10 protein-coding genes and 2 pseudogenes are annotated in these 12,499 nt (G+C 58.8%); 2 read left to right on the top strand and 10 right to left on the bottom strand.

The annotated features are described in order from the left end of the window. Positions 1 to 64: 64 nt before the first annotated feature. The 4 genes from ACZ89E_RS03530 to ACZ89E_RS03515 form a co-directional block, all read right to left on the bottom strand. Positions 65 to 1,084, bottom strand: coding sequence for a lysozyme inhibitor LprI family protein (locus ACZ89E_RS03530; protein WP_476254837.1), 1,020 nt, complete (start codon positions 1,082 to 1,084; stop codon positions 65 to 67). A gap of 82 nt (positions 1,085 to 1,166) precedes the next feature. Beyond that, positions 1,167 to 1,802 carry a flagellar biosynthesis protein gene (locus tag ACZ89E_RS03525; protein WP_149659885.1) on the bottom strand — a complete coding sequence of 212 codons (636 nt, stop codon included), beginning with the start codon at positions 1,800 to 1,802 and terminating at the stop codon, positions 1,167 to 1,169. Between the two features lie 129 nt (positions 1,803 to 1,931). Then, the gene (locus ACZ89E_RS03520; RefSeq protein ID WP_476254836.1) at positions 1,932 to 2,465 is read right to left on the bottom strand and encodes a cysteine hydrolase family protein; all 534 of its coding nucleotides are present in this window, start codon (positions 2,463 to 2,465) and stop codon (positions 1,932 to 1,934) included. A 274-nt stretch (positions 2,466 to 2,739) separates the two neighbouring features. Next, positions 2,740 to 2,886 carry a hypothetical protein gene (locus ACZ89E_RS03515; RefSeq protein WP_476254835.1) on the bottom strand — a complete coding sequence of 49 codons (147 nt, stop codon included), beginning with the start codon at positions 2,884 to 2,886 and terminating at the stop codon, positions 2,740 to 2,742. A gap of 528 nt (positions 2,887 to 3,414) precedes the next feature. Between ACZ89E_RS03515 and ACZ89E_RS03510 the strand changes: the two are divergent. Next, a pseudogene (locus ACZ89E_RS03510) lies at positions 3,415 to 5,943 on the top strand (beta strand repeat-containing protein); the annotation flags it as partial. A gap of 47 nt (positions 5,944 to 5,990) precedes the next feature. On the opposite strand, the gene ggt reads toward ACZ89E_RS03510, so the two are convergent. Then, entirely contained in the window at positions 5,991 to 7,718 is a 1,728-nt protein-coding gene (gene ggt / locus ACZ89E_RS03505; RefSeq protein ID WP_149659888.1) for a gamma-glutamyltransferase, read from the bottom strand. Between the two features lie 149 nt (positions 7,719 to 7,867). Between ggt and ACZ89E_RS03500 the strand changes: the two genes are divergently transcribed. Further along, on the top strand, positions 7,868 to 8,383 hold the full coding sequence (locus tag ACZ89E_RS03500) for a methylated-DNA--[protein]-cysteine S-methyltransferase (protein ID WP_149659889.1): 516 nt from the start codon (positions 7,868 to 7,870) through the stop codon (positions 8,381 to 8,383). A gap of 166 nt (positions 8,384 to 8,549) precedes the next feature. On the opposite strand, the gene ACZ89E_RS03495 is transcribed toward ACZ89E_RS03500, so the two are convergent. The 5 genes and pseudogenes from ACZ89E_RS03495 to ACZ89E_RS03475 form a co-directional block, all read right to left on the bottom strand. Further along, positions 8,550 to 9,143, bottom strand: a complete 594-nt coding sequence (locus tag ACZ89E_RS03495) for an NUDIX domain-containing protein (protein WP_463257870.1) — start codon at positions 9,141 to 9,143, stop codon at positions 8,550 to 8,552. Positions 9,144 to 9,285: 142 nt separating this feature from the next. Next, positions 9,286 to 10,287 (bottom strand): annotated as a pseudogene (locus ACZ89E_RS03490) (chitinase); the annotation flags it as partial. A gap of 42 nt (positions 10,288 to 10,329) precedes the next feature. Beyond that, positions 10,330 to 10,965 carry a lytic polysaccharide monooxygenase auxiliary activity family 9 protein gene (locus ACZ89E_RS03485; protein WP_149659892.1) on the bottom strand — a complete coding sequence of 212 codons (636 nt, stop codon included), beginning with the start codon at positions 10,963 to 10,965 and terminating at the stop codon, positions 10,330 to 10,332. A 222-nt stretch (positions 10,966 to 11,187) separates the two neighbouring features. Then, on the bottom strand, positions 11,188 to 11,625 hold the full coding sequence (locus ACZ89E_RS03480; protein ID WP_149659893.1) for a hemerythrin domain-containing protein: 438 nt from the start codon (positions 11,623 to 11,625) through the stop codon (positions 11,188 to 11,190). 120 nt (positions 11,626 to 11,745) lie between these two features. After that, positions 11,746 to 12,498 (bottom strand): matrixin family metalloprotease, encoded by a 753-nt coding sequence (locus ACZ89E_RS03475; protein WP_476254834.1) that lies wholly within the window; start codon positions 12,496 to 12,498, stop codon positions 11,746 to 11,748. Position 12,499: the final 1 nt, after the last annotated feature.

The raw sequence follows: 12,499 nt of genomic DNA, 5'->3' as shown, positions 1-12,499 counted from the left end.
CCGACTGACACGCCGCCTTCGCGAGCAAGCTTCGCTCCTACAGGGTCCAGCAGTACGCCCCTCGCTAGGGCATCTGGTCCAGCGGCAAGGACCCGGCGGCCGCTCGTTTGTCATACCAACGCTGGAGTGTTTCGGGCAGTCGCCCTTTCCAGCCTGGTACGTTGGTGTAGTAACGGGCGCGAAGATTGCCCTTCGAATCGCTCACGATCAACACCAGCCAGAAGCGTGAGTCGGTGGCGCGCATGAAAATTGAAGCGTTGATACCGCCGAGCCCGCGTACCCACATTTCATCGACTTCGGCGCCCGGCACATCGCTGGATGCGTCACCCTTGGTCCGAGAACTGCTGCTCTCGACCAACCGCCGGTAGTCGTCCTTGAGCAATGTGCGCAGCGCGTCGTCTTCCTGCTGAGTGCGCACCAATCCGACGCTGAGCAAATCGTCTTCCAACGGCAGAGACTGTTCCGATGCCACGTATCGTCCGGCATAAAACACGCCCATCCCGGCACCGCATTCCGAGTCACTGCCCTGCTGATTGACATCCAGCACGCCATTCATGGCGATGAAGGTCAGCGCACAATCGCCCTCGGCGTAATGCGCCGTCGTGCCTTCGAGGGTAGCGACACCGTCCAGATTGCCCATATTGGCGCCGTTGGCAGCCAGGACATTGAACGTGATGTGGGTCGAATCTTTACGCCGGGTCTTCAACTCGCCATCGTTCGCTACGCCCCACGGAATCATCTGCCAAGTGGCATCCCACGAAAACGGCGTGGCCATGTAGCCCAGTTCGGTGATGCGCATTTGATACTTCTGCCGCAGGCAAGAGAGGTCATCCGCGCACAGATTGCGCTGCTTCAGCCACTGGCGCTGGTCGGTCTTCAGCGCTTTGGGATCAGCGACTTTCGGCAACGTGGCGCTCCACAGTTCGCCCAGTTTTTTATCCAGGTTGGAGGTGTAAGCGTCGGCGCAAATGGCTTTTTCGCTGGGGCTGGCGGCGCTGGTGCAGTCGAAGCTGCTGGCGTGGGATACGCCGGACACTGCTAACAGCAAGGCGATGACGATGACAGGAGAAAACGTGAGAGGCACGGGCAGATTCCATTCTTCAGATGAGCACTGACGTTAATGAAAACAGGCGCCCTTTGGGCGCCCGTTTCGTTTAGCCCATGGCTTACAGATTCTTGGCCATGGTGTCAGTGACGGTTTTCAGCGCTTGTTCGGTGCTTTGTTTCCAGTCGTTGTCGGTCACGGTCTGCACGCCTTCGCGGTTCTGACCAAAGATCTCGATCGGTTTCGCCGAGGTGCCGGTGTCGACTTTCAAGTGCACTTTATTGTTCACGCCGACGGTGAAGAAGCCCGGGGACATCCACGACCAGAATTCGATAACGTGCACGGTGACCGCTTGGGTATCGACGGTTTTTTCGCTGCTCGGCACGACCCGGTAACCCGCCTGGCCGTACGCCGCGGCGATGCTTTTGGCGACAAGGTCGCTGAGTCGGGTGCCTTCAGGCAGCAATACGTCGCCCAGTCCCTTACCGTAGCCGTTGCGTTTACGGGCAATGGCGCGCTCGGTGATGGATTTATCGTTGATCTCGCCTTCCTTGAGGGATGGGGTCTCCGGAAGCTCAGGCTTGAGTTCGAAGCGGCGCTCGTCCAGCACGCTGATGAACACTTTCTGGCCATTGCCATTGGCCGCTGGCGGCGTGGTGATGTCCACCACCGAACGGCTGGTTGCGCAGCCGAATAGCGCGGTGGTCGCCAGCAACAGACAGGCGAGTTTGAGGTGTTTCGTGACAGCTCCGGTCATTGTGATCAGTCCACTTTTCGATTCTGGAAGACAAACGTGTCTCGCGCTCTGGCGCGAGCACTAACCATCGGCCGCAAGTCGACAATCATGAGTCGCCACGGCTGATTTCTGGTTGAACGCGGACGCGGGCTAAACGCGGATTTCGGCGGTGGGCAGGACGTCGATCCGTGCCACGGGGCCGGTCAGGTGTGCGAGGTCGGCGTTGTGTTCGGCGATGATGTCTTCGGCGGCGAGGTTGCCGTTGTCGACGGTGGAATGCGCGTCGCTGGCGAGTACCACGTCATAGCTCAGGTTCAGGGCCTGGCGCACGGTGGCGTTGACGCAATAGTCGGTTTGCAGGCCGCAGATGATCAGCCGGTCAGTGCCCTGGTCTTGCAGCAAGGCTTGCAGGTGGGTCTTGTAAAACGAATCCCGGGTGGTCTTGCGCACGCGCAGGTCCTGCGGGGAAGTCTCCAGGCTGGCGGCCAACTGCCAACCTTCGGAGCCGTGTTGCAGCAAGTCGCCCTTTTCTTCGTGCTGGATCAGGACCACCGGGCCCCCGGTTTCCCTGGCCTTGGCGCTCAGGCTATTGATGTTCGCAATGACGCGTTGGATGTCGAAGCATTCGTACTCGCCAGTGCACAGGGCGTGTTGGACGTCGATGATCAGCAGTGCGGTGGTCATGGCAGGGAGCCTTAAAGTAATCCATCAGATTAAGGGGGGACGCTACCGGGTCCCTGAGGGCCGAGCGAGGATCGCGTGCCGTCGATAATGCCGTAAAACGCGTTCGTATAGAACAGCGCCGTTTCAGAGCCACGCAGGTTCCCCACCGCCGCTAATTTGAATTAAAAAAGCATTAAACCACATCCACCCTGACATTAATTTGTTGCGCTATTGTAACGAGCAATATCATTTCAATAACCACCACAATAAGTGTAGGCAATATTGATACTTTGCTTTAGGGTGAATCATCGATATCGAGAAGTTTCGCCAGGACTGTGACCTGTTTAATAACAGGGCTGCGGCTTTGCCGCTGGCTATCAATGGATTTCAGCCAGTGACTGTGAGTAATCAACTGATCGTTCTTTTTGAACGGGATGGACACTTACAATCCTGATTCCCGCTGATGCGGTTATATCCATTGAGTACACTTGATATGAATGACAACAAAGTCCTGGTCTTGCGCACGTGTGCCAATGACATGTCGGACCACGCTGGCCAAGTCTGGCCTGAATCCGGCCCCCTGGTGTGCAAGCACTGGCAGCCCAGCAGAAAGCTCGAGAACGGTCTGGTCGGGCTGTTGTGGGGCGAGGGTTCTTCTACTCAGCTAAGTCTGCGCGCCGATGCCCGATGGATTGTGTGCGAAGTTAATATCGATCACATTATCAAACTTGAAGAAGACGGCATGATCAAGTTTCCGGAAGCGGAAGTTGTTCACACCGGCACCCAAGAAAGCGCGATTAATTACATTCTGCAGAATATTGATAGTTATCAAACGGCCAATACACCTTCAATTGAAGCATCCGGTGAATTACCCAAGACACCCTTAAACCGCGAATTCGAAAGTCGCCGGGCGCAGGGTTACAGTCCTTCCGGTATCGGCGCAAAAGTTGATGCTTCGCAAAAGTTCGAAACGGCGGTTTATGGCAGCACCCTGACCGGCGGGCATCAAAGTTATTTGCTGGCGGGCTACGGCAGCACTGAAACGGCGGGCGGCCAGAGTTCGTTGATTGCCGGTTACGGCAGCACCTTGACCGCCGCCGACAGCAGTTCGTTGACCGCCGGCTATGGCAGCACGGAGATGGCCGGCAACGACAGCGCGCTCATCGCCGGCTATGGCAGCACCCAGATTGCCGGCCAGAAAAGCACCCTGACCGCCGATTACGGCAGCACGCAAACCGCCCAGGACGACAGCACCCTCATCGCCGGTTATGGCAGCACGGCAACGGCGGGACGCGACAGCTCGTTGACCGCAGGTTACGGCAGTACGCAGACCGCCAAGGATGGCAGCGCCCTCACGGCGGGCTATGGCAGCACTGAAACCGCCGGAGCGGAAAGCTCCTTGATCGCCGGTTATGGCAGCACGCAAACAGCAGGTCAGGACAGCACGCTGACGGCGGGCTACGGCACCACCCAAACCGCCCAGGACAGCAGCGCCCTCACCGCCGGCTACGGCAGTACGGGCACGGCCGGGCCGGAAAGTTCGTTGATCGCCGGTTACGGCAGCACCCAGACTGCCGGGCACGAAAGTACGCTGACCGCTGGATACGGCAGTACCCAGACGGCTCAGGAAAGCAGTTCACTCACAGCGGGATACGGCAGCACCGCCACCGCCGGAGCGGAAAGTTCGTTGATCGCCGGTTACGGCAGCACCCAGACCGCCGGCCACGAAAGTACGCTGACCGCAGGTTATGGCACCACGCAGACCGCTCAGGAAAGCAGTTCACTCACCGCCGGCTATGGCAGCACCGCCACCGCCGGGCACGACAGTTCGCTGATCGCCGGTTACGGCAGCACACAAACCGCCGGTTACGAAAGCACGCTGACGGCGGGCTACGGCAGCACCCAGACCGCGCAGGACAGCAGCTCTCTTACGGCAGGCTATGGCAGCACTGAAACCGCCGGGCACGGTAGCTCGTTGATCGCCGGTTACGGCACGACGCAGACTGCCGGCTATCAAAGCAGCCTCACCGCCGGCTATGGCAGCACGCTCACGGCCCAGGAAAGCAGCTCCCTCACCGCCGGTTATGGCAGCACCGAAACCGCTGGCAGTGACAGTTCGTTGATCGCCGGGTATGGCAGCACGCAAACCGCCGGGTACGACAGCACGTTGACGGCGGGCTATGGCAGCACCCAAACCGCTCAGGATGGCAGTTCCCTCACGGCGGGTTACGGCACCACGGAAACCGCCGGGCATGAAAGTTCGCTGATCGCCGGCTACGGCAGCACCCAAACCGCCGGTCACGACAGCACGCTGACAGCAGGCTACGGCAGCACCCTCACCGCCCGGGAACACAGCTCGCTCACCGCCGGGTATGGCAGCACGGAGACGGCCGGTTATAAAAGCACCCTGACCGCAGGCTATGGCAGCACGCTTACCGCTCGGGAAAGTAGCGAACTGACCGCCGGGTATGGCAGTACTGAAACCGCCGGCAGCGACAGTTCGCTGATCGCCGGGTACGGCAGCACGCAAACCGCTGGCTACGAAAGCACCCTCACGGCCGGATACGGCAGCACCCTCACGGCGCAGGACAACAGCTCCCTCACCGCCGGCTATGGCAGCACCGAAACCGCCGGCTACGAAAGTTCGCTGATCGCCGGGTACGGCAGCACGCAAACCGCCGGTTACAGCAGCACATTGACGGCGGGCTACGGCAGTACCCTCACCGCCCAGGACAACAGCTCCCTCACCGCCGGTTATGGCAGCACGGAAACCGCGGGCCAGGACAGTTCGTTGATCGCCGGCTACGGCAGCAGCTTGACCTCCGGCATCCGCAGCTTCCTCACGGCGGGCTACGGCAGCACGCTGATCAGCGGCTTGCGCAGCGTATTGACAGCCGGATACGGCAGCTCGCAAACCGCCGGTTACGAAAGCACGCTGACCGCCGGCTACGGCAGCAACCAGATCGCCAGTCATCAAAGCTCCCTGATCGCCGGCCCCGACAGCACGCAAATCGCCGGGCACAAAAGCATGCTGATTGCGGGCAAGGACAGTTCCCAGACCGCCGGTTATCGCAGCACGCTCATTGCCGGTGCCGGGAGCATCCAGACCGCAGGCGATCGCAGCAAATTGATCGCCGGCAAGGACAGCACGCAAATCGCCGGCGACCGCAGCAAGCTATTGGCGGGCAGCAACAGTCACCTCACGGCGGGTGATCGCAGCAAGCTCACGGCAGGTGATGACTGTACGTTGATGGGCGGCGATAAAAGCGTGTTGACGGCGGGCAGGAACAGCATTCTGGTGGGCGGCGCACGCAGCAAGCTGATTGGCAGCCTGGGTTCGACCCTGACCGGCGGCGAGAACGCGACGCTGATTTTCCGCTGCTGGAACGGCAAGCGTTACAAGAATGTCGTGGCGCATACCGGCAAGGATGGCGTGGAAGCGCATGTGCCTTATCAGGTGGATGAGGCGGATAACATCGTCACCAAGGCGGATGAATAAGGGACGGAAAATAAATCCGTCCCCTTTTTCAGTCCTTTTCAAGAGCCTCAGTAGCCCAGCGACAAACCGGTATTGCGGCGCGGATCATTCGCGCCATAGTAGCGGTTTTTGCCCACCGGTTTGCCGCCCAGTGAAGGCGCGCCTACCAGGATGGCCGCCACATGGTTGGCGTCCTGCGGCCCGGCGAATTTATGCCCCCAGCTTTCGAGCAGTTTCACCGTATCCGGGCTGGTGGTGAAGGTCTCCAGGTTGGTCTCTTCCGGCAACCACTGCTGGTGGAAACGCGGCGCGTCCACCGCTTCCTGGATGTTCATGCCGTAGTCGATCACGTTGAGGATGGTCAGCAGCGTTGCGGTAATGATGCGACTACCGCCCGGAGTACCCACGACCATCACCACTTTGCCGTCCTTGGTGACGATGGTCGGGCTCATGGACGACAGCGGCGCCTTGCCGGGGGCGATGGCGTTGGCTTCACCCTGGACCAGGCCATACATGTTCGGCACGCCGATTTTCGAGGTGAAATCGTCCATCTCGTCGTTGAGGATCACCCCGGTCTTGCTGGCCATGACGCCTGCGCCGAACCAGTCGTTGAGGGTGTAGGTCATCGACACCGCGTTGCCCCATTTGTCGACGATGGAGAAATGCGTGGTGTTGCTGCCCTCATGCGGTGCTACGCCGGGTTTGATCTCCTTGGACACACCGGCCTTTTGCGGCTGGATCGCAGCGCGCAGTTTGGTGGCGTAGTTTTTGTCCAGCAGGTGGTCGAGCGGATTTTTCACGAAATCCGGGTCACCGAGGTAGCTGTTGCGGTCCACATAGGCGTGGCGCATCGCTTCGATCTGGTAGTGCATGCCCTGGGCCGAGTGATAACCCAAGTCCTTCATCGGGTAACCGTCGAGGATGTTCATGATCTCGCAGATCACCACCCCACCGGAGCTTGGCGGTGGCGCCGAGACCACGTGGTAGCCGCGATAATCGCACTCCACCGGCGCCAGTTCGCGGGTCTTGTACTTGTCGAGGTCAGCCTGGGTGATGATGCCTTTGTTGGCCTGGCTGGAGGTGACGATGGCGTCGGCCACCCACCCTTTATAGAAACCGTCAGCGCCCTTTTCGGAGATTTCCCGCAGGGTTTTGCCCAAGTCTTTTTGCACCAATGTCTGCCCGACCTGCATCGGCTCGCCCTTATTCAGGAAAATCGAGCCCGAATCGCGCATGTCCTTTTTGAACACGTCGGTGGCGTACTCCAGCAGATCGACATCGCCCTGCTCCAGCTCGAAACCGTCTTCAGCCAGTTTGATCGCCGGGGCAATCACTTCCTTGCGCGGTTTGGTCCCGTATTTGCTCAGGGCCAGCTCCATCCCGGACACCGTGCCCGGCACGCCAACGGCCAGGTGGCCACGGGTGCTCAGGTCCGGGACGACGTTGCCGTCCTTGTCCAGATACATGTTCGCCGTAGCGGCCAACGGCGCTTTTTCGCGGAAATCGAGGAAGGTCTTGCGCCCGTCCGCCAGTTGAATGGTCATGAAACCGCCGCCGCCCAGGTTGCCCGCCGCGGGATAAACCACCGCCAGAGCATAGGCCACCGCAACCGCGGCATCCACGGCGTTGCCGCCGTTCTTCAATTCATCCACGCCCACATGCGTGGCCAGGTGCTGGGCCGTGACCACCATGCCGTTTTCGGCTGCAACCGGCGCCACGGAGGCCGCGTAGGCACTGAGGCAGCTGAGCGCCAACGAGGTCGCCACCAGCGTTTTGGCAAAAGGTTCGAACTTCATGATTCGGTCTCTTTTTTGTTTTTTGGCTCTGTACAGAACAGAGGGAACGCTTCAAGAGCAGTAGCCAGTATGGCTGGGATTGCGTATTGCGCCTCCCCGGCGAGGCAGTATGCTTGCCCTCTGTTCAACCGTTTTCGGAGTTCGCCAGCATGAGTTATACCTTCACCACCATGGCCTCCCCGGTCGGCGAGTTGAAGCTGGTTGCGAACGGTTCAAGACTGGCAGCCATCCTCTGGGAAAACGACAAACCGAACCGCGTACGCCTCGGGCCGATGACTGAGGCGGCGGACAACCCGATCCTGAAACGGGCCGTCCAACAGTTGCAGGAATATTTTGCCGGCACGCGAAACCGGTTCGACCTGGAGCTGGATTTTGCCGGGACGGACTTTCAGAAAAAGGTCTGGCAGGCACTGCTGACCATCCCGTTCGGCGAAACCCGCAGCTACAGCGAGATTGCCGAGCAGATCGGTAATCCAAGCGCGGTTCGCGCGGTGGGTGCGGCGAATGGCAAGAACCCGATCTCGATTGTGGCGCCGTGCCATCGAGTGATCGGTGCATCGGGGAAATTGACGGGGTTTGCCGGAGGGCTCGAGGCGAAGGAGCGGTTGCTGACGCTGGAAGGTTGCGAGTGGTCCGGGGCTAGCCGGACGGGCGAGCTGTTCTGACTGGATTCACCCGCAGCCTTTGTGGCGAGGGGGCTTGCCCCCGTTCGGCTGCGCAGCGGCCGTAAACCCGATTATGCGGAATATCTGAAGAGTCGCGGTGCCAGGTTTTGGGACCGCTTCGCAGCCCAACGGGGGCAAGCCCCCTCGCCACAAAAGCCCAGTCTGCTCAGGTAGCGGCGAAGATGTTTTTCATCGCCGCGTATTGCAGCAGCATGATGGTCTTCGCATCGCAGATCTCACCGCGATAAAACGCCTCAAGCGCCTCATCAAACTGCCACTCCAGCACTTCCAGCTCTTCGGTCTCTTCCTCCAGCCCACCGCCATCGCTGACTTTCGACGCTGCGTCATATTCGGCGATGAAGAAGTGCAGTTTTTCAGTGACCGAGCCGGGGCTCATGTAGGACTCGAATACCTTTTGCACATGGTGCACGCGATAGCCGGTTTCCTCTTCGGCTTCCGCCCGGATGCGTTCTTCGGGGTCGGCGCCCTCAAGTAATCCGGCCGCCACTTCGATCAGCAAGCCATCGTGACCGTTGACGAACACCGGCAAGCGAAACTGGCGCGTCAGCACCACGGTTCGCTTTTCGCGGTTGAACAACAGAATCGCCGCGCCATTGCCACGGTCATAGACCTCGCGAGTCTGGCGCTGCCACTCGCCGTTGTTTCGCAGATAGTCGAAGGTGAATTTCTTGAGCACATACCAGTTGTCGGACAGCATCTGAGTTTCGATGATGTTGACCCGATCGGCTGTATTCGCCATCACAACGCATCCTTTTCCGTAAGCGGACGCGCATGGTAGACCAAAATCAAAAAGCCCGGCATCTCTGCCGGGCTTCTTATTAGCGCTGGTTGGCGGCTTCAGGCGCCGCGAGTTCTTCCTCGTGGGAAGCGAGTCGCTTGCCGTTGATCAACGGCCCGTAACGACGACTGAACTCCCAGTTGTAGGGCACGTGGTCCTTGTTGACACCATTGTCCCAGTTCACCGACCAGGTCATCAGGCCCTTGATCGACAGCCCCTTGGCGTCGAGACGCTTGAAGGCGTTCACCACGGCTGCCGGGTTGATCACGTAACCGGTGGCTGCCGCGTCGACGTTGGCGGGCAGGCCGATCACGAATTTGTCCGCCGGGATCTTGGTGAACCCGCGAGTGCCGCTCACCAGACTTTCGGTCAGGTAAAACAGGAAGTCCTCTTTCATCGCGTCGTTGTTCTGGGCAATCCATGCGCCATTACCGTTATTGGCTTCCTGCACCCAGATCCCGTCACCGCCCTGGTTGTAATACTGCGGGGCGATGAAGTCGTAATAGCCTTCCAGGGCCTGAATGTAACCGACGTATTTGCCGGCGGTGGTCAGGTACGGGAATTCCGGCGCCATGCTGATGATGAAGTGTTTGCCCTCACCGGCGTAATGATCCTTGACCAGTTTCAGCGCGGCAGGCAGGACGGTCTTGTTGTCGGCGAAATCAATCGCGCTCTGTTCAAGATCGATGTCCAGCCCATCAAAGCCATAGGTTTCCACCAGGCGGATGATTTCATTGGCCAGTGGTTGTTCATTGCCTTTGTGCAGCTCGATATGCGCGTCGGCGCCACCGAGGGAAATCAGCACCGCCCGGCCCTGACTGTTGAGCACGCCGACCTGGCGGCGGAATTCGGCGTCGGACAGGTTGTAAGGCTTGAAGGTCGGGATGCCATTGCCCTTCATGAAGGCCACGGCCACCACGTTGTAATCCTTCGGTACATCTTGCAGTGCGATGTTGGCGAACTGGCCACGCTGGTAACCGTCACTCGGCCCCGCTGGCCAGTTGTGCCAGAAGCCCATGAGGATCTTTTTGCCGGCAATGGTCGGCATCAACGAAGCGGCATCGCTGACGGTGGATTTCAATAACGTAAAGTCGAATGTAGACATGTTCTATTCCTTCAGAACGTGTGGAGGGTAAACGCGTCGGGCTTACTTGAAGTCCACGTCGAACGCTTGGTAGAAGGCGTTGCCAGTGTTGGCCACGATCCACACCAGCACGATCACGTGATGGCCTTTTTTGTTGGCCGGCAGTTTCACTTCGTGGTTGACCTTGGCCACCATCTCAGCCGAGTGGCTGTAATACGGGACCTGGGTGTAGAAATCGTCGGCGAACGATTTCGGCTCCAGCTGTGCACGGCTGATGCGCTGTTTCGGATCCCAGCCATCCTTGGTGATGAACCAGCTGTAGCCACGGGTGACGTGGGGTGCTGTGTATTTCCAGGTGACTTTGAAAATCTGGCCCGGATCGACGTTCAGCAGCGGCCAGGCGACCGGGCGGTCCAGTTGCCGGCTCAGTTCTTCGTTGGTGAAGTTGACGCAATCACGCTGATCCACTTTGCCGCCGCTCAGGATATGACCGTCGGCAGGTGGCACGTCACTGGCGGTGTCGGTTTGATACGGCGCCGGGAACGGGCCGGCGGTCAACGACGGGAAGTTCTTGCCGCCTTCCATTTCGTTGACTTGCCAGTCCCCCAGCAGCCCCAGCTCCATGGCGACCGCACCGCGGCTTTTAGGGGACGTAATGCGACCATGGCGTAATACGGGTTGAGTCTGTGGTTGGTTCATTTTTTCCACTCCGTTGATTTAAGAACTCTCCTTCCTGAGGAGAGGCCTTCAACCTAACGGAGCTGCTTTTTTTGTCCACCGACCCCTTTATCGATTCTGCTGATGCGGAGAGCGCCAACGGCTCGCAAATACTGGATATAAAACCAGCTGTTTGAGCCAAGTCCTACGGCGCTTGTAGTAGAAGGCCTACACCGCGAGGCAGCAATCGGAACGATTCGCAGCTCAGGAAAGCTGTGCCTTGTATTCCTTTTCATATTGGCCGGCGAGGGCTTGTTTCTGCTTCTCGTCGAGCAGCTTGCCGGCCATCTGGAAGAACTTCTGCTCTTCTTCTTTCAAGTGGTGATGCACCTTCTCGGAGAGCTTTTTCGCCGTCACCAGCCAGGTCGGATCTGACATTTCGGTCTCGTCCAGGGTCTCCATCATTTCGTCCATCTCATGGTGTTCGGAAATGGCATGGCGACTCAGGTCGACACCGTTGTCGAACTCCATCAGCGGGATGTAGAAATGCCGTTCCTCGGCGGTTTCATGGGCCTGCAGCTCGGCCTTGAGCCGCTTGTAGGCTTCAACCCGCTCCGGGGTATCGCCGCTGGTCTGGATCAGCGCATCGGCGTAACCGCGCTGGCGATCGTGGCTTTCGCGCAAGGCTTCGAAAATATTCATGGGCGGTCCTCATGGCTGCGTTCGGGAAATGACGCTCTTGAGGCTAGACACCCCGAAACGCATGAGGGTTCCTACACGATAATAAATGCCCGATTACACAAGAACCTGTCACCCAGGGACCTAAGCCCGGCTGCCATAGAGGCGTTTGACGGCTTCGATGTCTTTTTCACTCATCAGGCCATCATTGTTCCAATGCTCATTGCAGTAATTCATGATCGACTGCGGGTCGTACAGCGTGATGTTTAAGTCCGGTATATCACCACTTTTGTTGCTGTCGCGGCACCAATCGGTGGCCTCATTGGGCGAGTACTCGCGATTCTGCTCATGAGCCAAACCGAGCGCATGTCCAAACTCATGTACCGCCACTGCTCGCACGCAGAAATCATTACGGTTTTTGCATTTGGCAAAACTTGAATAATCCATCCGCAACAGCATGCCGTTTTCAACATTCGCGAGACGGTTGCCAAGGAACACCGTTCCCGATTTTTCAGGGCTGATGCCTATGCGAATCCCCAATTCAAGATCCTGGCATTGCTCCCAACCCCGGAATGAAACCATGCCGTATCGCTGCCAGGATTTAGCGACAGCATCTCGAACCGCAGCGCGCAATACAGGGGAAGAATCGGCAAGGCTCTCCCAGCACACATCAATAGGTTTCTCACTTGTCACTGTCCAGCCAGGCTTATGCCACAGCGTCGCTTTTTGGACCGCTCCATAGGGGTAGACGACAAAATTGTTGCCCTTGAAATTGATGGTAAATGAGCTGAGGAAGTCCGCCGCCGCGTTCCGAGGCGCCAGGACAGCCCCCATCAATGCAATCAAAATCCCCAGTCCCCGGAATATATAAGGTGCAACAACCCAGGAAATTTGCATA

This window comes from Pseudomonas sp. TE3899, from assembly GCF_056279105.1.
The sequence above is the reverse complement of the archived record's forward strand: the minus strand, read 5'-3'. Positions and strand labels throughout refer to the sequence as shown.

Coding starts and splice junctions, on each gene's coding strand:
- ACZ89E_RS03495 (WP_463257870.1), bottom strand. CDS start 9,143: ATGGCGAATACAGCCGATCGGGTCAACATCATCGAAACTCAGATGCTG.
- ggt (WP_149659888.1), bottom strand. CDS start 7,718: ATGAAGTTCGAACCTTTTGCCAAAACGCTGGTGGCGACCTCGTTGGCG.
- ACZ89E_RS03500 (WP_149659889.1), top strand. CDS start 7,868: ATGAGTTATACCTTCACCACCATGGCCTCCCCGGTCGGCGAGTTGAAG.
- ACZ89E_RS03475 (WP_476254834.1), bottom strand. CDS start 12,498: ATGCAAATTTCCTGGGTTGTTGCACCTTATATATTCCGGGGACTGGGG.
- ACZ89E_RS03525 (WP_149659885.1), bottom strand. CDS start 1,802: ATGACCGGAGCTGTCACGAAACACCTCAAACTCGCCTGTCTGTTGCTG.
- ACZ89E_RS03485 (WP_149659892.1), bottom strand. CDS start 10,965: ATGAACCAACCACAGACTCAACCCGTATTACGCCATGGTCGCATTACG.
- ACZ89E_RS03480 (WP_149659893.1), bottom strand. CDS start 11,625: ATGAATATTTTCGAAGCCTTGCGCGAAAGCCACGATCGCCAGCGCGGT.
- ACZ89E_RS03520 (WP_476254836.1), bottom strand. CDS start 2,465: ATGACCACCGCACTGCTGATCATCGACGTCCAACACGCCCTGTGCACT.